The sequence below is a fragment of the Erythrobacter sp. SN021 genome, from assembly GCF_021864455.1.
The window spans coordinates 559,329-580,751 of sequence record NZ_JAKKUW010000001.1; the positions used below are offsets into that span (position 1 = coordinate 559,329).

Consider the following 21,423-nt stretch of genomic DNA (forward strand, 5'->3'; position numbering starts at 1 on the left):
TTGCCGCATTCAATCATCTCCCATTCCGGCCACGCATGTCTCGTGAGAGTGCCACGAGAAGCCAAATCGCAACCACTTGGAAGAGCGGCGTCCTTAGGGGGTAATCAACCAACGAAGCAACCCCAATGATAGCGAAAATACTCACCCAAAAAAGCGCATTTACATTCACCAAATTCTTGGCGGCAATCCTCGCGATTGCGCAGGCCATCCAAACGAAAAGCGCGATTAGAATCAGCACTCCGGGAATCCCGCCCTCAATAACGAACTGAGCCCAGTCATTGTGCGCTTGGTTCACGTAGTGTGGCATCAGCAATTCCGATGGCTCATAGATCTTGTAGACTTGCTCGAAAGATCCAAACCCCGTGCCTAGTCCCCAGTGAGTTGCAATCATCGCCGCGATGACTGGCCATAGGGACCACCTCAAATCTGCCAAACTGTCTCGTGAAAGCATGTCCTGAAACGCTGGCGTACGGTCGAGCAGCAAGAAGGCCCCCGCAGTGAGTGATATGGCGACGACCGGCACAACCAACACCAGGCCCGGATGCTTATCGAGCCACCGCCTCACAGGATCGTTCACCGACTGACCTCGATTGGTTCGCGGCGAGAGAAAAAGCATAACAAGCGAGACGATGATCGCTCCGAAGGTGGCGGCGAGGCCGGCACGCGAAGCACCGACCAGAGATGTCAGGAGGATAAAGACGAAAGCGACCGTGTAGACCAAACGCTCCCAGGTCGCACTCTGCGCTTCACGCGCCCTCAAGACGAGCGACGTGACAACCAATAGTGAACAGGCGGCGAAGATAGCCGCATGATTCTCGTTCGCGAAAATACCGACCGGAGAACCCTTATTGGTGAGCTCGTAAAAATAGAAGGCACTGGACTTCCCTGTAGCGATCTGAAGCAGCCCCAGAACGCCATTCAGGACACCAAGCCCTGCGATCACACGCAAAATCACGCGCGCCGACACGCGTAGGGCAACTGCAAGCATCAGGCCAGCCGCCGGGACTACGAGGCTCCCCAAGGCATTCCAGCTGCGCATCGGGGTCAATGTGAGGGGGCGCCAAACGTCCTGGAAACCGAGAACCGAATCCAACCGCGCCGGATCGCCTCGATCCGGAAGTCCCTGCCACAACCCAGGTGGAAGAGGTACCAGCTGAACCAAGACTAGCAGCGCATAGCAGCCAAAGAGAAGGAACAACGCGCGCTGTGCCTTCATGCCTTCCAGCGTGAGATAGTAGAACGCAGGAATCAAAAAGAGCGCGGAAAATGCTCGCAGCGGTACGATTTGGATCGCGTCATATCTTGACGCACCGCCGGTCAGGGCGACCAAAGCGGCAAAGAGGCTCAATATGAGCCAACCTTGCACTGGACCGCTACTAAATTTTTTTCCTGTCCGGCGGACCGGAACGCTACCACTATCCATGCAATGTTGCCCATCCCGTTTGGCGCGGCCTGCGCGATCTAGAGTTCGTCGACGATCTGGGTATGTAGTCGACCGATAACCTCATCTTGCTATCCACAGGTGTAATTTTTCATTGCTCGCAGCCGCACCTTGCCTACCAATCCAATCCCCAAATTTCACTGGCTTTGCAAACCTGAAGCGTGGCTGAAAATGGAAGAGACCCTCACCGCTGCCTGAATGTTTGATGCTGTGACATCGCCCATTCGGCGTTTTCTGACAAGGGGTCGGAATACCGCAACCGAGCTCTGCTCTTCGCTAGTCATGCGGGTAGTGCCTCAAGTCTGGGACGAGACACTCTCTCCGAGAAGATCCTCAAGATAGCGGCCATAGGCATTCTTCCCGAAAATCTCCGCCCGTTCAGCCAGTTGCTGCGCGGAAATCCACCCCAGACGGTAGGCTATCTCGTCGGGGCTGCCGGTCTGGAGACCCTGCCGCTCCTCGATCGTGCGCACAAAGTTCCCCGCATCCAGCAAGCTGGCGTGAGTGCCCGTGTCGAGCCAAGCGTACCCTCGCCCCAGAAGCCCGACTTTGAGCAGACCATCGTTGAGGTAGCTTTCGAGAAGAGATGTGATTTCAAGTTCGCCGCGGGCAGACGGCTTCACGCTTGCCGCGCGCTGGGGAGCGCTTCCATCCAGAAAATAAAGACCGGTCACCGCGAAATTGGATGCAGGCACTTCAGGCTTCTCGACAATCGACCGGACCGAACCATCACTGGCAAAATCGACCACGCCATACCGCTCTGGATCGGCCACCCTGTATCCGAAGACCGTGCCGCCGTCAGTCTGAGCGCTAGCGGCCGAGAGGTGGTCGGGCAGGCCATGCCCGAAGAAAATGTTATCCCCGAGCACCATGGCAGACGGGGCGCCATCCAGAAACTCTTCCGCTAATAGATACGCCTGTGCCAGACCGTCCGGACTCGGTTGCTCGATAAATGTCAAGCTTATACCCCATTGGCTGCCATCGCCGAGAGTGCGGATGAATTGCGCCCGATCTTCCGGTGTCGTGATAACCGCGATTTCGCGGATACCCGCCAGCATGAGTAAGCTGAGCGGATAGTAGATCATCGGCTTATCGAAGATTGGAAGGAGTTGCTTCGAAACACCCAATGTTACGGGATAGAGCCGGGTACCGGACCCTCCAGCGAGAATGATGCCTTTGCGCTGCATCGTCATGGTGCAATCTCCAATTCGTCCAATATCTGTTTGACTGCCCCACGCCAGTCGGGTTGCGCGATGCCGAACGCCTCCACGGTTGCGCTGCAATCGAGCCGCGAATTCAGCGGCCGCACCGCTGGCGTCGGATATTCACTGGTCGGTATCCCGAGAACCGACACTTCCCTGCCCACGGCGTCAAAGATCGTACGGGCGAAGTGCGCCCAGGATACATTGGGCGTGCCACTGAAATGATACAGGCCCGACTTTCCGGCATCCTGCTGCAATGCTCGCGCGATCGTGAGGCACGCATCGGCAATATCGGCTGCCGGCGTCGGTCCGCCGATCTGGTCATCGACCACCTTTAGTTCCGAACGAGTCTCGGAAAGGCGCACCATTGTCTTAAGGAAATTATTCCCGTGGCTCGAAAAGACCCAACTGGTGCGCAGGACTGCGAAACGCCCTCCCGCCTCTTCCACGCCTCGTTCGCCCTTCAGCTTGCTGCGTCCGTATGCATTGGACGGATGGCGAGGATCGCTCGTTTGCCATGGCCGGTGTCCCGAGCCATCGAATACATAATCTGTAGATATGTGGACGAACGGAATGTCGAGGACAGCGCAAGCTTTCGCCATGGCCGTCGGAGCTTCGCCATTGACGAGGGTAGCAAGGGTTTCCTCCTCCTCAGCCTTGTCCACGCCGGTGTATGCGGCCGCGTTGATCACCGCGCCGGGCGATCGCGAAGCGATTACCGCAGCGCAAGCTGCCGGATCCGACAAGTCGGCCTCGTCGCGCCCTATCGCTACGACGGGCGCGCGTGCCTGAAGCTCGCGCGCGACCTGGCCGGTCTTGCCGAAAACGAGGATTGACATAGAGATTACGGTTTCCCTGAACCCAGGCGCTGCCCCACACCCTGGCGTTGCATCAGAGGACGCCACCAGTCTACATTTTCGAGGTACCATCGTACAGTCCGCTCCAGGCCTTGCTCGATCGTTACCGATGGCCGCCAGCCGAGTTCTTCGCGAATGCGGGATGGATCGATAGCATATCGAGCATCGTGCCCCGGCCTGTCCTCGACGAAAGTGATCAGGTCGGCGTAAGGCCTGCCGTCTTCACGCGGACGAAGCCGATCGAGAATTCCGCAGATCGTTGTAACCAAGGATAGGTTCGAACATTCGTTCTCTCCTCCGATGTTGTAGGTGCGGCCAACTACTCCCCTCTCCAACACCCGCAGCAATGCGTCCGCGTGGTCTTCAACATAGAGCCAATCGCGCACATTCGACCCGTCACCGTATATCGGAAGGGGTTTGCCATGAAGCGCATTGATGGTGACTACAGGAATGAGCTTTTCCGGGAAGTGGTACGGGCCGTAATTGTTCGAACAATTGGTCACCAGAACGGGAAGGCCGTAAGTTTCCGCCCAGGCCCGAACAAGATGGTCCGAACTGGCTTTGGAGGCCGAGTATGGGCTACGCGGATCGTAGGGCGTGTCTTCGGTGAACTGAACCTCGGGATCGACCGGCAAGGAGCCGTATACCTCGTCGGTACTGACGTGATGGAAACGGAAGTCAGCGGGTTCCCCCTGCTCAACCCAATATTTCCGCGCGGCTTCGAGCATGTTGAACGTGCCGAGAATATTGGTTTCCATGAACTCGCCTGGCCCATCGATCGAACGGTCCACATGGCTTTCCGCCGCAAGATGCATCACTACATCGGGGCAGTATTCAGCGAATATCCGGTCGAGCGCCTCCCGATCGCGAATATCTGCATGTTCGAAGGCATAAGCCGGATCGTCGGCGATTGAAGCCAGATTCTCAAGGCAGGCGGCGTAGGTCAGCGCGTCTACATTGATCACGCTATTACCGCGGGCGATGGCAAGACGTATGACCGCCGAACCGATAAAGCCGGCACCGCCGGTAACCAAAATTTTCATGACGCCTGCTCGTAATCGAAGGGTGAGTGCCAGTCTGAGAAGTCCGGTGCCACGACGTCCTTGTTTGACAAGATCGGCTGCGAACCATCGAGTCCCCAGTCGATATCGAGACTATCCCAAGCAACCGATCCGTCGCACTCGGGATCGTATAAGTCGGTCACCTTGTATTGCACTTCCGTATCGGGCGTCGTCGTAACGAAGCCATGCAGGAAGCCCTTGGGCACCAGTATCTGTCGCCCGTCTTCCGCCGAAATCTCGATCGCTATCCACTTCCCGAATGTGGGCGACCCGTTGCGAGCGTCGACCACGACGTCGCGGATTGCCCCGCGGCTGCAGCGAACAAGCTTGTCCTGGGCGTGCGGTGGCGACTGGTAGTGCAGCCCGCGGAGCGTCCCGACATCGGCCGAAAAGGAGTGGTTATCCTGCACAAAAGCAAGATCGAGTCCGTGCTCGCGCATCCGGCCTGCATTCCAGGTTTCGCAGAACCACCCCCTGTCATCGCCAAACCGTCTTGGTTTCAGGATGAGAACATCGGGAAGTTGCGTGGCCTCGACTTCCAGCATCATGCCTCCAACAATTCGAAATAAGCCCGTCCGATCGTGGCCCAGGTATAGCGCCGCGAGGATATCTCGCACATGGTTTCGCCGATTGCCTTGGCCTCTGCAGCAGTCATTTGCGAGACCAGCGTACGCAATTCCTCTGCACTGTTGAAATAGAGTGCGCGGTCTTCGGTTGTGTAGCGATTGAAGGCACAGCCATGAGCCGCGATCGGAATCCCGAAGTGCATCATTTCAACCAGCGCTGGATTAGTTCCGCCGGCCGAGTGACCGTGCAGGTATAGCGACGCCCCGTCGCGAATGGCCCGCAGGCCGCGCGGATCGTAAACCGGATCGTGTATTGTGATGGTGGGGTGCCCGGCATACTCGTGCTTGAGTTCACGACCGTAACGGCTTTTGTCCCAATTGCCGACAAAAACCAGCGGCATGCCCAGCCCGTCGAAAGCCTCGAGGATCATGGCGATGTTGTTTTCGGGCTCGATCCGGCAAAGCCCCAACGCGTATCCAGCGGGCAGATCCGCCACTGCACGGGGATCGGGATCGGCTTCCACCGCGTGATCTCCGCCGTAGGGGATTACGTGCGCCTCGCAGTCATAGGCCTCCTTCAAATAGTCGGCAATCGCCTGATTGTCCGCGATAACCTCGTCCGATGCCTTGACGGCGATCATCTCGGCAAAACGGAGATAATGCTTGGCCAGGCCTTTCCACTTCTCGCGTTTCCACTCGATCCCGTCGACATTGGTTATAACCCGCGCGCGCGAAAAAAGCTTGAGCAAGGGCAGGATCAATGCTCCCGAAACGCCCAGCAGCAGCAGCCTGTCATGCCCCTTTCGCACGGCGTCGAGCAAACCGACGATGTCATAGGGGATCGACTGCACACCATTCGCATCGAACCCGACGTATTGCAGCGCTGCACTTCGATAACGCGCCGGTTGCAAGGCAGCCCCTTTTGAAGAGCAGTAGACCGTCAGGTCGAGCGTTTTGCCAGTTTCCTCATGATAGCTCACCAGGTTCTCCGCAAGCGTTTCGAACCCGCCATAATTTGCGGGAACGCCGACGGTGCCGAGGATGGCAGCCTTGTGCTTGACGCGATCAGGCACGGAGCGCTTCGATCAGAGCATGCGCGGATGCTTTCCACGAGAACGTATCCAGCATCCGCTCGCGAACTTTATCGTCCGAACCTTGGCAGCTCCCGTCGAATGCGCGCCTCACAGCCGCCCGGATTTGCTCCGGATCATCGGCCTCGAAGCTCCCGTGGACGTAAGGAACCAGTTCGGACATCGCCGTGTTGTCGGCGCAGTAGGATATACCTCCGGCCGCAGCCGCTTCGATGATTGGCATGCCGAAGCCCTCCGCGTGCGAAGGATAGATCGACGCGCATGCGTTTCGATAGAGCCATGTGAGCTGCGCGTGGCTGATGTTGGAGAGGTGGCGCACACGATTTCCCGCAAGTGCCAAGGCCTCCTCCAGCTCCGGATATTCGAGCGCGGGAGATCCGACCAGCACCAGCGACTGGTCCGGATCGAGCTCGTCCAGAAGATCGTGAAAGGCCTGGACAAGCGCGTGCTGGTTCTTACGCGGCTCGAAACGGCTGACATAGACGGCGAAACGCCCGGGCGTCAGGTCGGGAACCGCCGCGTCTGCCGCATCGACAAAGGCATCGGGCGCCGCCGGCACGACATGGACGCGCTCAAGCGGTATCCCGAAGTGGCGATGTATCGCGTCGCGTGAATAATGCGAGCTGGTAATGACCTTCTCGCTACGCATCGCGCTGATGCGAAACAGGGTGGCGTTCTTGAGCCGATAGCTCAGAGGAAAGTACTGCGGGTGGTCGAGGAAGAGCAGGTCATGGATCACATTGATCCAGGGACCGGTCTTTCGAAGCGGGCAGATATAGTTGAAATGCGCGAAATCGGGCTTCAGCCTCGCTTGGAGCCGTGGCAGCTCCACGGCCAGTCGCTTGAACCGGCCGGTCGAATGCAACGGCTGCCACTCGATGCCGGGCGCATCCGGGAACCAGCGCGCCAGACTGTCTTCGTCGTGGCAGCACATCACCACTCGTGCCAATCCCTCGCGCGACAATTCCCCATACAGACCGGCAAGATAGGCGCCGCTTCCTTGCGGCGACCCATCGAGCACATGCCCATCGACCATTATCGTCGGCATCACCATCGAACCCTAGTCTTCCTTCCGGACCGCCGGAGCATGCTCCGGCGGCGACCACAATCAGTGGTTAAGCCGACCGGCCTTGAGCAGGTCGTAGTCTTCGCGCACCATCATCTCGACCAGTTGCGGGAAGCTGACTTTGCGCTCCCATCCCAGTTCGCTCTCTGCACGGCTCGCATCGCCCAGCAAGAGGTCCACTTCGGCGGGCCGGAAGAATTTCGGATTGACCTGGACAATCGTCTTGCCGGTCTTGGTATCGATACCCTTTTCATCGACCCCCTCGCCTTCCCAAGCGAGCTCCATCCCGAGTTGAGCCCCCGCAAGCTCGGCGAATTCCCTGATCGTATGGGTTTCGCCGGTAGCGAGAACATAGTCGTCTCGCGGCTCAGCATTGATTATGCGCCACATTCCTTCAACGTAATCGCCCGCAAACCCCCAGTCGCGTTGCGCGCCGAGATTGCCGAGTTCGAGCACGTCCTGTTCCCCGAGAGCGATGCGCGACATGGCCAGCGAGATCTTGCGGGTCACGAATTCTCGTCCGCGCAGGGGGGACTCATGATTGAAGAGGATCCCCGAACTCGCCTTAAGGTCGAAGGATTCCCGATAGTTCTTGGTGATCCAGTGCGCGAAAAGCTTGGATACTCCGTAGGGGCTGCGCGGATAGAACGGGGTCGATTCACGCTGCGGAGCTTCGATCGCGCCAAACATTTCCGAAGTCGACGCCTGATAGAAGCGAGTGTGGGGGCTGAAAGTCCGGATCGCCTCAAGCAAGCGCAGTACGCCATTCGCATTGACGTCCGTGGTGGTCAGCGGCTGTTCCCAGGAAGTGCCCACGAAACTCTGCGCCGCGAGATTGTACACTTCGTCGGGCTGCTCGTTCTGAATCAGCCGGGCAATGTTGGTGAATTCGCTGAGTTCGAAGTCGACACGTTCGACGTCGTCCGCAATTCCCATGTAATCGAGCCGGGTGGACTGCCTGGAGCTACGCCGATCGCCGCCCAGGACACGATATCCTTTTTCGAGTAGGAGCTTGGCCAGATAAGCGCCGTCCTGGCCGGCAATGCCGGTTATGATTGCCTTTTTGGTCATTCTGAGGGAACCCCTGTCTTTCGTTAGTCTTTAGCCATCGGGCCGAGCTCGGTCTTGTCGTCAAAGCGATTTCTTATCATTCGCGCCGGATTGCCCACGATCACACTTCCTTTGGGGAAGGACCGCGTCACCACGCACCCCGCTCCTATGACGGAATCGTCGCCGATCTCAACACCGCCCAGAATGGTGACATTGCTGCCAATCCAACACCGGGCGCCGATCTTCACCGGCAATCCTGTTGTCGCCTGGCTCCTAATCGCCTTGGTCTCGTCGTCAAAGTCGTGGTTGTCGCTGTGCACGGTCAGCCGCTCCCCGACAATAGTTTCGGTCTCTATTTCGATCCCGCCGAACGCGCCCAGGTAAAATCCGTCGCCCAATCCGACAAAGTCGCCGATGCTGACGCCCGCCCCCAGTTCCGTGAGAGTTGCGGTCGCGCGGATCCGCCCCCGCCGGCCAAGGGATACGCCGCGCCCGATCGTAATGCCGCCGCGTGAAAGTCCCTCGATTAAGCTACCGGCCCCGATTTTGCTGAAGCGGCCGATATGGATGCGAGAGGAACTGCGAAGGTTTACGCCGCTTTCGAAAAACACAAACGGTCGACCGCGAAGCACTCCACGTGACAAGGCCAAGGCCTGCCGCGCCGCCAATCCAGTAAGTTCGGCGGTACCGATCGCCGGATCGATACGGTATTGCAGCCCCTTGGACCGTGACAGGAAGCCTTCAAGAAGTGATCTAAGCATGAGTGAAGCTCCGCTGGACTGTCGCAGCAGTTCGCTTTCGAGCACAGCCCTCCCCACAGGCGTCAGCAGCAAAAGCGCATCGAAGCTGTTCAAGCACTAACACAAGAGGATCACCACCAGCATCCAGCGACATCAATCCACGCTGGCCACGTTCCATTTACTTACCAATTTCCGTTTCCAGAAGGCGGCCCAGATACTTGGCGCCGGACTTTGTCAAATGGGCGCCATCAAAAGTGACGATTCCCCCGTCAGGCGTGAGCGTCGGACACGAGAATTCCGGGCAAATCAACTCCGAAACATCAACGAAACGAGTCTCCTGCAAACCACTGTCAATTATTTCGTTCACTTTCCTCACTCTCAGGGGAACCGGAGTGACGTCTCGCCGCCTTTCAGCGCCAGACAATTTCAAGAACTGCCTCAGATCTACTTGCGCAAATTCCTTGGTTCCGAACACGGTGACCTCAACATCGAATTCTCGCCTTATCCTAGCTACACTCTTCGGAAGCAAGCGAGCTTGCCAAGCCTTCCAACTGGAGGCCAGCCAGACTTCATCCGCATCGCTTAGCAATGACCTCAATTTCGGGCTCTCGTACCAGCCGTCCGACCTACATGTGTTCAGATGTGACGGCTGAATGAAACGACTGAAATCTTCCTCTAGGTACAAGTTACCGCACCGCGTGCTAATTCTGTAAGTCGATAACTGAATTTTCTGTCGCAAGGAACTTTCATTAATAGCGTTGGCCAAGTCTTGCCCGTAGCTATCACCGATTAAGACAACCTTCTTTCTTTCTAAATCTTCATCAAACGGTCGCAGACGAATAGAGTTGAAGTAACCAAGTGTATAATTTGTGGAGTTAATCGTCGACAAGAGAAGTTTTTGATCAGCCGCGTCGTAGCGGCCAATGAAGCCGGACGTCTTGAATCCCGCAATGCCAAATCCAAGCAGGGCAACGCTGAATATCGCAAAGAAAGACAAAAGCTGTTTGCGGCTAACAGACTGCCTATTTCTGAAAGGCTTTTCCAGAAATCGCCAGGTCAGATATGAAATAGCAAAGACACTTACAATTAGGATTACCTTGAGACCTGTGGTTAGATCTGGCTGCGTCACGTGACGCGCAAAGACGAAGATGGGCTGGTGCCAAAGATAAACCCCATAGCTCATCAACCCGATGGCAACCATCGCTCTGTTCGACAGAACTTTGTGTGCAGCAGTGCCTCTTCCAGCAAACATCAAGACCAATACCGAACCAAGAACAGGAATGCACGTGTAGAAGCTTGGCGTAGGGGTTGTCGCATCAAGAAATATGAAAGAAAAGAAGATCATGATAAGCCCAACCAGGCTGAGAAAATTGTTTTTCTTCCAACATTTATACTTGAACTCGATGACGGCGAGTAGCGATCCGGCCAATAACTCCCAACCACGGGTTGGAAGAAGATAAAATGCCGCTTCTGGATGGGCTGCCGCCCCCCATTGCGCAAGTAACAGACTCGCCGCGGCAGCAACTCCCAATAGGCAGATGAGCCATTTGATGCCAAATCGCCAAACGAGCGCGACGAAAGGAGGAAACAACACATAATATTGCTCTTCGACCGCCAGTGTCCATGTGTGCAGGAGCGGCTTCAGTTCGGAGGCAACTGCGAAATATCCACTTTCCTTGTAAAAAAGTATATTGGACACAAAGAATATTACCGCCACAACGCTTTCTGAAAAGTCGTTCATATGCGCTGGGAGAAGAGTTAAATACGCAACAGCAATTGATACCAAAATAACGAAATACAAGAGCGGGATGATCCTACGAATTCTGCGTTCGTAGAAATTTAAGATACTGAACGTGCTCCGCGAATTTTCGCTAACGATTATGGATGTAATGAGATATCCACTTATCGCAAAGAAGACATCAACACCGAGAAATCCGCCTGCAACACCGTCAAAGCCAGCATGGTAGAGGACGACCGGCACGACGGCCACTGCCCGCAATCCATCGATTTCTGGTCTATACTTGATCATAACTAACCCTTGAAAGCGATCGTGGCACGAGCGGCTGACGAATCCGACTTAGAGTTTGGGCGATCACTACAACCGCTTTTCCCAACCTGCTGACCGGCCTAAGGCGCTCGAGCTCCCCGCCACGCCTAGGGCTGGTCGCCCCCCCCTACGCAAACCCGACAGAGTCTTTCGCATGGACCTCGCCCTATGCTCCTGCAGTGCAAAAACCCCATACAGAACGAACAAATACGTCCCAACTCCAGAATTGATCATGATTGCCAACGACATGATCATAAACAAAACTTTGGATGGCAATTTTCTGGCGCTATTCCAAAAAATAAGAATGAATAAGACTCCAACAATGCCATAGTCGTATGCAAAACCAGCCATCGTAGTTGAAAAATGCTGGTTGGCGGTATAGTAACGACCGACCTCAAAAAAGAACTTTTGGTCGAACGCCCCTGCTCCGGCACCTAGAAGAAATGGTAAGGGGTCATCTTGCAGCAACTCGCCAACGTAGATGTAAGGTAGCAGCCTTATCGTTCCCGTTCCCAGCCCTCTGGCCCCCTGCGACAAGTCGAGATCTGCGAAACGCGTGGCGAAGAAATCGCTATTACTGATACCGATAAGCAATACGGCGCCACCGACTAATACGCCAATCATGCCCCGAGTCTTGCCATGCTCCATCAGCGCCATGGCCAGCAATAATATTGCTGATATCACTCCAAAAAGAGACAGACAGGCCAACATGGAAACTAGGATCAACGCGAGTCGACGCGTCGTCATCCAAACGGTGTCAAAAACCAACACGAAACGGGCTAGTATAAGCAGGATCATGGCAGCGTAGGAGGGCTCGGTCGCGAAAGCCGCTACCCTCGGCACCGCCCCGACGCTGTCTTCTTGTACGAGTAGCCAAGATACCAGTTCTTGAAGGCCCAAGATCATCAGACCCTGCGTTAAGAGGATCGTGACAGCATAGATTGTGATGGTGACCTTCGCGAAGCGAAGAACCAATTTGGCGGGGCTTGAGGCAAGAAATACGATCGCCACGAGATGAAGGGCATGGAAGCCCACGACCGACAGACGTGCCGAGTCCATGTTTACCAAGGTTGACAGGGTGATCGTGGCCAAGACCGGCAGGATCAACGTCATGTTGCGTAAAGACAACTGGCCGAGCAGTAACAGCGCAGGAATCGCGATGACCAACGCCAAGTAGTAGAGAAAGACCATGCGTCCGCTCGCTTCGAACATTCCCAATATGGGAAAGGCCAAAGTGATGAGCGCAATGAGCGTGAACACCTTGCTTGCCTGCAATCTGGTGGTGTCACGCGAAGTCGAACGCTGCGCAAAATCCGTTCCCAAACCGTGAGCTGAGCGCTGCGAAATCACCTGTGCGGTTTCCCTATTCATATCCGGAGATCCAAACTTCGCTGAACGCGCGGGCCAAGCCAAGGGTTTGACGCCGCTCGCCTTCGCAGCGCCGTCCAGCGGCATGGTGCGAGTGGTTCCGTGCACGAATAGGATGTTGGCCACAAGGCCGAACACCACGGTTCTTCAGAAGTAGTAAGGGGCTAGCTGGCACGCTTCATCCCCTTGCAGCTCAGCCCTTCCATACCATGCAGCCGATGGAACCGTACAATCACAGGAACCGGCGCCTTACCGCATCGATCAGGTTACCGTAGCCACCTGCCGAATAGTATAGCGCCATTGCAGCGGCTCGTGGCAGGCTGAACAAAAGCCGCAGCAGTTCACCGAACCGCGGACGCGCGCCCGTCGCGGGCATGACCAATTCGTCTCGATAAAAGCGCTCGGTCAACCAGGTCTCAGTGGCGTTAAGGCTTTTTCGCCACCCCTCGAGGCGCCGTGCATCGAAGCCCTTCCGCCCGCCTTCAGCCGTGTGCGACGAGCCCGCGTCGCTGACATCCCGCATCGCAGGATCGTAGCCCTGCCCGAGTCTCGCGCACAAATCGGCCAAAATGGTGTCGGGGTCGGTCACCAACTCTTCGTAGGCGATCGGCACCACATCGGCCTCGCCCATTGCCACTCGTACTTCTTTCAGAGTCTTGCGCAACAGCAAGAGTTGCAGGACCGGATGTCCGCTGTGGCGGACACGCGCCAAGTCCCGAGCCGGGATATCGCGTTGACCATGCTCACCAACCTTCCAGCGCATTTTCTGCGAGGCAATGATTGCGCGCGGATCACGGCGCATAAGGAAGAAAAGAGCATCGGGAAAATCGCGGCGGATCTCGTCGCGATAATAGAGGTTCATCGGAGTTTGCTCGACCACTGCCGCCGACCCTGTGCGTCGAGCAAGGCGGTCGAAGAAGCTTAGGAGCAAGGGCGTATCGGCTACGGGCAAATCTTCCGGCGCGGGATCGGGCAGGTCGGAAAGATCACCGCTCTTTACTTCAAAGAACCGCCGTTCGTCCTGGATCGCGCATAGCCGCGCCCAGAGCCATCCATTGCCGTGACCGTCCGCTAGGGCAGCCGGTTGCAGGAGATTGTAGAAATGCAGTTCCTCGGTGGCCTCTATCCGCGGATGACGCCCAAGTGCCCGGGCGAGCACCGATGTTCCCGAGCGTGAGGGACCAACAATGAACGCGGCGCGGGTCACGCGTATTGCTCCGAAACCTGCTCCAGAACCTGTTCGAATGCCGTAGCTACACGCGCCAGATTGCGGGGTTCCCAGCTGGCTGGATTTGCGATGGCGTCGCCTTCAGCATCCCCAGGATAGGCAAAACGGGCCAAGTGCGAGGCATATTCCGCCTGGCTCCACCCGCCCTGCTTTTCGGCGCGCAAAGTCTCGTAGAGATCGTCGATAGGCCCACAACGGCGGAAATCGGCTATCGTCGGCGATACCACGTTCTCCAATCGGTCGTAGGTAGTGGGTGCAAGACACAGCACTTTTCCGCCGGCAAGTGCAGCTTCGAGTCCCATTGTGCCGGAAATCGTAAAGACGTAATCGATCTTCTCAAGCACCTCAGGCACCGGCGCAGTGTGATCCAGTAGATGAAGGCCTGGGTAAGCCAACAGCCGCTCATACCAAGCTCGACCCCGATTTCCGACTGCAACGGGGTGCTCCTTGATGAAGAGTGCGTCGTCGGGACCGAGCTGGCGCCAGATCTTCAGGATCGTTTCGGCCTGATTGTCCCAATAGCGCCCGCATGTGTCGATATTCAGTTCTGGCTGCAGGTGGAGCGGGAAGATCACGCTCCGGCCGCGACAGGCCTCGATCGCCTCGATACCGACCTTGGGAACACGGCTATAACTGCGGCGGTTCGCCCACCAGCTTGCGTTTTTAGCAAGTTTATCGCGGCGCCGGTTGCTTTTCCAAGTAGGGTCCTCGGGATCGAAATCCTGTAAAGACAGGAACCTGCGAATTTTCTCGGTGAAGAATCCTGCGGTACCTTGCCGGGCGATATGCTTGCGGTTCATTTCCGCATAACCGATCTTTTCCGGCTCGCTCTCCGCGTCGGCTGCGCGAGGCTCGCTACCCTGCCGTACGGGCCAGACTTCGCGAGAGAAGGCCTCGTCGGCAAAAAAAGCGAAGTATCCAGCTGGTACTCGAGTGAGGAAAGGCGACACCCACTCAGCATTGGGTATAAACGCCTTTACCAATCGATGCGCTAAGACTTCGTAGGCATAGGTCAATTCGCCGACGACCAGCGTCGGCAGGTCCGTTTCGAGGAAATCGACCATGGGCGCTTGTATCGCGCGCAAGTATTCCAGACCACGCTCGCGCATGTGCATCAGCCGACGGTCGCAAAATACAAGATCATTGATCTTCACCGGATACGGCGCGCGCACCTGTTGGGTGGAAAGCGGGAGGTATAAGATATCCTCCTCGTCATAGCCATCCGCACGCAAAACGGCCTCTTGCGCGGCGTTGACCACGATCCAGCTTATCCGAGTACTGCTGCGATCGATCTGCTCGGCGATCTTCTGGAAGAAAGCCGTCCGACTCTGATTGCCCATGAAACACAGGCGGTTGGTGAAAGACATGTTAATTGTTCAATATAGATGAAAGCGTTTGGATTTGTAGGCGGCCCAGTAGGGAAGATCGTAGTACCCTGGAGGCAAGTCCCGTTTGCGGATCTCGCGGGCTGGTGTGCCGCCGCTAATCGAACCCGGCGACGTGTCTCGGGTCACTACACTGCCGGCGGCCACTACCGAGTGCTTGCCGATCACGACTCCAGGCAGGATAATTGTGTTCTGACCAATCCACGCTCCCTCCGCAACCTTCACGCCGGTTCTGCCGGAATCGTCGTCAAAAGGAAGCATCGACAAACGCTGCCCTTCGAATCGATGATTGGATGCAATGATGGTTACATTTGCCCCCAACACCGTACCATCGCAGATTTCCAGACCGCCGTGACCAAAGATCTGGCAGCCAGGCCCGATGTAAATGTCGTCTCCTAGCGCAATGTCCTCAACATTAGAAAAGCGCACGCGATGATGCACAAAAACTCTTTCACCGCAAACTCGAAAAGATTTACGGCGCGGCGGCAGCAACCCTCGAAACCAGTATCTTATTAAAGAATATATCCTCCAAAGTGACTTTAGTATATTCATGATAAAATCTCTTGATTTGTATACAATCTTTTCAAGAAAAAATACTGACTGGCACACAAAAATGTCATAGTAAGTAATAGGGAAATAGGCATTGCAATACGTATATCGACAAAATATAGCAGTGCGTAGACAATCTGGCACAATACCACCGCAGTTATGTTCACTTGAAGTAGTAGCTTTTTATTTTGTAACGCATATATCCCATAGTAGGATATCATCGCAAAATTATACAGGCCGCTTGATGCAAGCAGTATGAAGAAAATATCTTTGCTTTCCGAATAGTATGATCTCCCGACCCATTGCAGCATATTGTCGATAAGTGCAGTTGCCAATAAAACATAGACCAGAAGTATTCCGGAGGACATCCACGTCGCTTTGACTAGCTGATTGCGGAACGAAGTCCAGTCTCGCTCAACTGCCGCACCGACCAAATTTGGCATTAAATAAATAAATACTGCGTTTTCCAGGATGGGAACCAATCCAAAGGCCAGCGTGGCGAAAAAGGTATAAGCCGCGAGGAGGTTATAGGAATCAGACAGCCCCAATATTATTTTATCTAAACTAATTAATCCGCGCAACGCGATTCCCGAGATGAGCATCAATGCTGAAGCCTGCAGGAATCGAAGGACAAGATTCCCACTAAGTTTGGTCGGACGGATTTTTACCCCTATCGCTTCGAGGCGCAGAAAAGAAACAGTTGCTGTGAGCAACCCCGCACCTAACCACGCTGACAGGACCAAATTGGTCTCGTCTTCCAAGAAGAGCCCATTTAATAGGGCAAAAGTTGCAACGATCCAGATTGCTTGGCGAAAAAACAGCATCGCGGAAGCAAATACGTGATTCTTTGAGATGACGAGCAAGCGGTTGTTCTCTTGGTTTGCCACGTCAGCCGTCGCGAGAGCAGCGATCCAAAGCACTAATTTCTCGCCGCTCACAAAATATACAGCGACCGCTGCAAGCCAAAAAACTAAGAGAATGTAACTTATAGCGACATACTGCCTCGATACAAAGCTGCCCCAGTTAGACACCACAGTTCGGGACAACTTAAAAATTGTCCGAGTGTATAATTCAGCACCCAAAAGATACGCGGCAAACGCCGCGGTAACCATCGATAAGGCAAATTGCCCATAAGTATCCGGGGTAACAAAGCGAGCGAGAACGATTAGCCCGACTAGACGAATCCCCATTGCTCCCATCCGCAGTCCTGTCGCAAGCACGCGTGTAATCGGCAGGGATCTAGCCAACGCCTTCATCAGTCGGAATAACCAGAATCTAACGTAGCGATATCTTTCAGCTTGCGCGCCGGCACGCCGCCATACACCGTGCGAGGCGCTACCGATTTCGTAACTACACTGCCGGCGGCGATAACCGAATGGCGTCCGACGCGCACCCCGGGCAGGAGCACGGCATTCGCACCGATCCAGACATCGTCTTCTATCACCACATCCTTGGAGGGATAATATCCTTGTTCGGCGATGGTCAGATCGGTGCGGTCAAAGCGGTGGTTATTGACGTAGACGTGCACCCCTGCACCGATGAGGGCGTCGTCACCGATAATGATCCGGGCATCGGCATCCGCCATAAGCATGGTGTGAGGCCTGATCACCACACGATCGCCGATTTCGATATGCTGGGTCTCGACGAGATAGCTGTGCGGACGAATACTGCTACCCTCCCCGAACCGTGCCAGCTTCCGCTGAGCCAATCGCTGAGCCAGCCCTGGGAAATAGAGCATCCAATGCGTAAGGGGGATATCCGGCCCAATTCGCTTAGTCTTGGCCCAAAACCGCAATCGCGCGAACAACCCAGTCACGATACCCTCCTCACCAAGCGCCCCAGCCGCCATCGACAGCCAGCACCTGTCCAGTGACATAGGCAGACAGATCGCTGGAGAGATATGCGATCGCGCCGCGGAAATCCTCTTCTTTGGCCATGCGGCCCAGTGGGGTGCGCGCGACATAGCGCTCGACGAAACTCGAGGCCTGGCCACGAGCTATTCCTCCAGGCGAGATTGCGTTCACCCGCACCTCCGGCCCCAAAGTCGTGGCCAGCCAGCGGGTGAACTGGATCAGCCCTCCCTTGGAAGCGCCATAGCCTGCGGGATTGGCCATTGTCGTGCCCTCGTAAAGCGACCAGTCGGGTCCCCACTGCCCATAGATCGAGGCGATGTTGACTATGCTGCCTCCACCACCGGCTCTCAGCGCGGGTGTGAAAAGCTGCGAAAGATGGAAAACCGCTGTTAGGTTGACTTCGAGCGCTCGGCGCCACGTTTCGACGCTCTGGCTCTCGAATGGCTCGGACCAGCCGGTCAAGTTGGAGTCACCGACAAAAGCTGCATTGTTCACCAGAACGCTCAAACCGCCTTCTGCCAATACCGTACCGGCCATCGCCGCTCGTTGATCTGCGTCCTCGAGATCGCAAGCCAGCGCAGTGGCTTTCACCCGGTGACGAGCAGAAATTTCCTCCGCCAGAGCTGGCGTTGATGCCCCTTCCCGATCAACGAGCAGCAGGTCGGCTCCGAGTTCGGCCAAACTGTCCGCCATAACGCGGCCCAAGCCCCCGGCGCCGCCCGTTATCAAGGCGCGACGCCCCGACATGTTCATCAATTGACGCAAAGCAGTCACTTGGCCTCCAGCCTTCGGTTCATCAGGAACTCGGCGATCTCGAAATCAAACGGAGTGTCGATGTCGATCGACCTTTCGACCGGCACCTCGACCGCGCGTACCCGACCGGAGAACACTCCTCGAGAGCGGAGGACATGATGCGGATCGGCCACGTAGGCGAATGTCGTCATGTCGAACACTGCAGGCGCGTCTTGCCGGCGGACCACGGTACCCTCGGGATTGTTGACCGGAGCAATCGTACCATCGCCCCGGGCACTCACCATGTTGAACCAGGGATTGCGGTGCGCAGCCGTGACCGCGACCACCATGTCGGCATCACCCTGATCATACCGTGCGAGACAAGCAGCGATATCCTCGGACAATCGCAGGGGCGATGTGGCAGGGACCGAAATGAACGGGGCAGGGAGCACGCCTTCCGCGTCACGCAAGGTCTCCAGCGCATGGCGCCATGCATCCCATTCGGAAGCAGTATCGCTGGCGAGACTGTCAGGCCGCAGGAACGGAACCTCCGCTCCGCATGCGCGTGCAGTCTCAGCAATCTCTGCATCGTCCGTCGAAACCACCACGCGGCCGATCTGTTCAACGCCCAAGGCCTGCTCGATTGCCCAACCGATCAGCGGCTTCCCAGCCAGGGGCTTGACGTTCTTGCCGGGCAGTCCCTTGGAGCCACCCCGCGCGAAAATGAACGCAGTAAGGCTCATGTCGGATTTCCTACTGCGATGCGTCGCCCATCCTGATCGTGCGAAAGACGCGCTGCTTCAACCAGTTGCATTACCGCTAGTCCGTCACGCCCCTGCGCGGCGATGTTGCCTGGCATACCCGCTTGGATGGCGTCAATCAGGGCAGCAATCTGGGCAGAATAAGTGAAATCACGGTCGGGGCTCTCCGACCACAAGTCGGTCCAGCTCCCGATCTCGGGATCGAACAATGTCGTCCTCCCCGCCACCGCATCCCAGGTTAAACTGCCGTTCTCCCCGATCACCGTGCACATGCGTTTAGTGTCCCGACGCAGGAAATCCATTCCCAATTGCGCAACCGGACCACTTGCGAAACCCATCTGAAGCATAGCGGTGTCGTCAACATCGATTTCGAGTGCGCTCTGACGCCCACTCCAGGCCGACAGCCATTCAACCTCCCCGAACACCCACCGCAGCATGTCGAGTTCGTGACTGAGTTCGAGGAGGACACCACCGCCCAAATCGCGCCTGGCCGATACCGTCTCGCGATAATCCGCTCCGGGGCGCCAGCCGGGCAAGTATTGGCCGATCTCACAGCGCACTCTATAGACCTTTCCGATCCGGCCATCTGCAAGGGCTAGCCTGAATTGCTGCAGGGTATCCAAAAAACGGAGATTGTACCCAACTTGCAGCTCCCGCCTTTCAGCTTTGCAAAGCGCGACCAAGTCGGCCACGCCTTCGATGCTGTCCGAGATGGGCTTTTCCACCAGCAGGTGGGCTCCCGACTGCGCCAGCGCTCTGGCAGCCGTTATATGAAACGGAGCAGGGCTCGCGATGATCGCAAGTTGCGGCGCGAAATCGCAAGCTGCGTCGAGCCGGTCGAAGCAGCCGTCGGCGTGTTCGATCGGATCGTCGCAACGGGCATGGCGCAGCACACGAATATCAGCTTCAGGCAAGGCGGCACGCAACAGCCGCAGGTGCCGTTTGCCAATGCTGCCCAAGCCGACGATCAAGGCCCGATCAATCATGCCCCTGCCCGTTCGTGGCCTCTGAGAACTACGGTCCCCTTGTCCGGCCACTGCGCCAGTTCAATTCCGCCATCCAGCAATGCGTGTCTCGCCTTTTTCAGACCATTGCCGACAAAATTGAACAAGTGGGCCGTGGCCACCGCATCGACCCGTTCGTCGGCGAGTCCTTCGGCGAAATGCCTGGCATTCCCGACACCGCCAGCCAGGATTACCGGTAGCGACCAGCCATCGGGCAACAGGTCGAGCGTCGCGAAGTCATAGCCCTGCCCTGTTCCATCGCGATCGATGCAATTGAGATACAGTTCGCCCACATGCCCTTCTGCATGTCCGCCAAGCATCTCTTCGAGAGACATGTCCAGGCGCTCGTTTCCGTTGCGAATGTACGCGGAATAACCTGAGGCCCCATCCTTCTTCACATCGACAGAACCGACAACGCATTGCTGCCCGAACTCTTGGGCAACGTCCCGGACCAGAGCGGGATTGTCCGCCAGCGCCGAGTTCAGAACCACCTTGTCCGCGCCCGAACGGAGCAACCTGCGCGCATAGTCGACGCTCTCGATTCCCCCGCCTGCGGCAATAGGCGCAAAGCAGCCCGCCGATATACCTTCGAGCGCGGCGCAAAAAGCATCGGGATCGCGTGCCTCGCGGCTCACATCGAGAACAATCAGCTCATCGATGAAAAAAGCGACGTCGGCAAAATTGTAGTTGCGCTGGAGCCAGCTGAGGTTGCCCACGTTCTGCAGCCTGAAGTTTCGGCTGAGCATGAACTGCCCGTTGTAGAAGAGCAGAGTGAAGATGATGCGTTTCTTGAGCATGCGATCCTCACGCGGCTAGGAAATTGGACAACAAGCGCAGGCCATTCGTTTGGCTCTTCTCGGGATGAAACTGCGTAGCGAAAACGTTCTCATGTTCATAGGCAGCCACGAAATCGCCACCGTAGTTGCACAGGGCCGCCATTCCCGGGCGTTCTTCCACCCCCAGACGATAGGAATGCACGAAATAGACATCTACCGCCTCGCCCAGTCCATCAGCGAGGCGGCTGCCAGAATCGAAGCGAACAGTGTTGAAGCCCACGTGAGGCACCTTAAGCCCTGGCACGGGCGGTAGTCGGGTGACCGCACCTGGAATAAAGCCAAGCCCGGCCTGACCACCATCCTCTTCGCCGTACTCGGCCATGAGTTGCTGGCCGAGGCAGATACCGAGTATCTTGCGTTGCCGGACCGTGATCGCCTCTTTCAAGGCGTCGGCCAAGCCCGTCTGGTTCAGGCGCTCCATCGCCTTACGGAAGGATCCCACACCTGGTAGCAAAAGAGCGTCTGCGCCAGCCACTGTCTCTGGATCGCTGCTGAGCAGCGGCTCGACACCCAGATAGCGCAGTACACTCAGGACCGAGTGCAGGTTTCCCATTCCGTAATCGACGACGACAAGCCCCGTCATGGC

21 protein-coding genes are annotated in these 21,423 nt (G+C 56.6%); all 21 read right to left on the bottom strand.

Going from position 1 to position 21,423, the window contains the following annotated elements; all coding sequences use genetic code 11:
* Positions 1-13 precede the first annotated feature (13 nt).
* On the bottom strand, positions 14-1,348 hold the full coding sequence (locus L5849_RS02715; protein WP_236924286.1) for an O-antigen ligase: 1,335 nt from the start codon (positions 1,346-1,348) through the stop codon (positions 14-16).
* Between the two features lie 389 nt (positions 1,349-1,737).
* The gene (gene rfbA, locus L5849_RS02720) at positions 1,738-2,634 is read right to left on the bottom strand and encodes a glucose-1-phosphate thymidylyltransferase RfbA (protein WP_368735714.1); all 897 of its coding nucleotides are present in this window, start codon (positions 2,632-2,634) and stop codon (positions 1,738-1,740) included.
* Positions 2,631-3,482, bottom strand: coding sequence for a dTDP-4-dehydrorhamnose reductase (rfbD, locus tag L5849_RS02725; RefSeq protein WP_236924288.1), 852 nt, complete (start codon positions 3,480-3,482; stop codon positions 2,631-2,633). Before rfbD ends, rfbA begins: the two co-directional genes overlap by 4 nt.
* Positions 3,483-3,487: 5 nt before the next feature.
* The gene (gene rfbB / locus L5849_RS02730; protein ID WP_236924289.1) at positions 3,488-4,543 is read right to left on the bottom strand and encodes a dTDP-glucose 4,6-dehydratase; all 1,056 of its coding nucleotides are present in this window, start codon (positions 4,541-4,543) and stop codon (positions 3,488-3,490) included.
* A complete protein-coding gene (gene rfbC, locus L5849_RS02735; RefSeq protein ID WP_236924291.1) occupies positions 4,540-5,106 on the bottom strand; it encodes a dTDP-4-dehydrorhamnose 3,5-epimerase in 567 nt (188 codons plus the stop codon). The genes rfbB and rfbC overlap by 4 nt, the downstream gene beginning before the upstream one ends.
* Positions 5,106-6,200, bottom strand: a complete 1,095-nt coding sequence (locus L5849_RS02740; protein ID WP_236924293.1) for a DUF1972 domain-containing protein — start codon at positions 6,198-6,200, stop codon at positions 5,106-5,108. Before L5849_RS02740 ends, rfbC begins: the two co-directional genes overlap by 1 nt.
* Positions 6,193-7,272: a glycosyltransferase family 1 protein gene (locus tag L5849_RS02745; RefSeq protein ID WP_236924295.1), complete on the bottom strand. Its 1,080-nt coding sequence runs from the start codon at positions 7,270-7,272 to the stop codon at positions 6,193-6,195. Before L5849_RS02745 ends, L5849_RS02740 begins: the two co-directional genes overlap by 8 nt.
* Before the next feature lie 54 nt (positions 7,273-7,326).
* Positions 7,327-8,355 carry a GDP-mannose 4,6-dehydratase gene (gene gmd, locus L5849_RS02750; RefSeq protein WP_236924296.1) on the bottom strand — a complete coding sequence of 343 codons (1,029 nt, stop codon included), beginning with the start codon at positions 8,353-8,355 and terminating at the stop codon, positions 7,327-7,329.
* Positions 8,356-8,378: 23 nt separating this feature from the next.
* Complete coding sequence (locus L5849_RS02755; RefSeq protein WP_236924298.1) at positions 8,379-9,188, bottom strand: DapH/DapD/GlmU-related protein; 810 nt, start codon at positions 9,186-9,188, stop codon at positions 8,379-8,381.
* Between the two features lie 64 nt (positions 9,189-9,252).
* A complete protein-coding gene (locus tag L5849_RS02760) occupies positions 9,253-11,103 on the bottom strand; it encodes an acyltransferase family protein (RefSeq protein ID WP_236924300.1) in 1,851 nt (616 codons plus the stop codon).
* A 66-nt stretch (positions 11,104-11,169) separates the two neighbouring features.
* Positions 11,170-12,627: a hypothetical protein gene (locus L5849_RS02765; RefSeq protein WP_236924302.1), complete on the bottom strand. Its 1,458-nt coding sequence runs from the start codon at positions 12,625-12,627 to the stop codon at positions 11,170-11,172.
* Positions 12,628-12,721: 94 nt separating this feature from the next.
* A complete protein-coding gene (locus tag L5849_RS02770) occupies positions 12,722-13,696 on the bottom strand; it encodes a sulfotransferase (protein ID WP_236924304.1) in 975 nt (324 codons plus the stop codon).
* Positions 13,693-14,976: a hypothetical protein gene (locus tag L5849_RS16030; RefSeq protein ID WP_236924306.1), complete on the bottom strand. Its 1,284-nt coding sequence runs from the start codon at positions 14,974-14,976 to the stop codon at positions 13,693-13,695. The genes L5849_RS02770 and L5849_RS16030 overlap by 4 nt, the downstream gene beginning before the upstream one ends.
* Before the next feature lie 117 nt (positions 14,977-15,093).
* Positions 15,094-15,543, bottom strand: a complete 450-nt coding sequence (locus L5849_RS16035) for an acyltransferase (RefSeq protein ID WP_236924308.1) — start codon at positions 15,541-15,543, stop codon at positions 15,094-15,096.
* Between the two features lie 107 nt (positions 15,544-15,650).
* Positions 15,651-16,907, bottom strand: a complete 1,257-nt coding sequence (locus tag L5849_RS02785) for a hypothetical protein (protein ID WP_236924310.1) — start codon at positions 16,905-16,907, stop codon at positions 15,651-15,653.
* Entirely contained in the window at positions 16,907-17,467 is a 561-nt protein-coding gene (locus L5849_RS02790) for an acyltransferase (RefSeq protein WP_236924312.1), read from the bottom strand. The genes L5849_RS02785 and L5849_RS02790 overlap by 1 nt, the downstream gene beginning before the upstream one ends.
* Positions 17,468-17,477: 10 nt before the next feature.
* Complete coding sequence (locus tag L5849_RS02795) at positions 17,478-18,278, bottom strand: SDR family oxidoreductase (RefSeq protein WP_236924314.1); 801 nt, start codon at positions 18,276-18,278, stop codon at positions 17,478-17,480.
* Entirely contained in the window at positions 18,275-18,979 is a 705-nt protein-coding gene (locus tag L5849_RS02800) for a cytidylyltransferase domain-containing protein (RefSeq protein ID WP_236924316.1), read from the bottom strand. Before L5849_RS02800 ends, L5849_RS02795 begins: the two co-directional genes overlap by 4 nt.
* Complete coding sequence (locus tag L5849_RS02805; RefSeq protein ID WP_236924318.1) at positions 18,976-19,983, bottom strand: Gfo/Idh/MocA family protein; 1,008 nt, start codon at positions 19,981-19,983, stop codon at positions 18,976-18,978. The genes L5849_RS02800 and L5849_RS02805 overlap by 4 nt, the downstream gene beginning before the upstream one ends.
* A complete protein-coding gene (locus L5849_RS02810; RefSeq protein ID WP_236924320.1) occupies positions 19,980-20,798 on the bottom strand; it encodes a HisA/HisF-related TIM barrel protein in 819 nt (272 codons plus the stop codon). The genes L5849_RS02805 and L5849_RS02810 overlap by 4 nt, the downstream gene beginning before the upstream one ends.
* 7 nt (positions 20,799-20,805) lie before the next feature.
* The gene (gene hisH, locus L5849_RS02815) at positions 20,806-21,420 is read right to left on the bottom strand and encodes an imidazole glycerol phosphate synthase subunit HisH (protein ID WP_236924321.1); all 615 of its coding nucleotides are present in this window, start codon (positions 21,418-21,420) and stop codon (positions 20,806-20,808) included.
* Between the last annotated feature and the right edge of the window lie 3 nt (positions 21,421-21,423).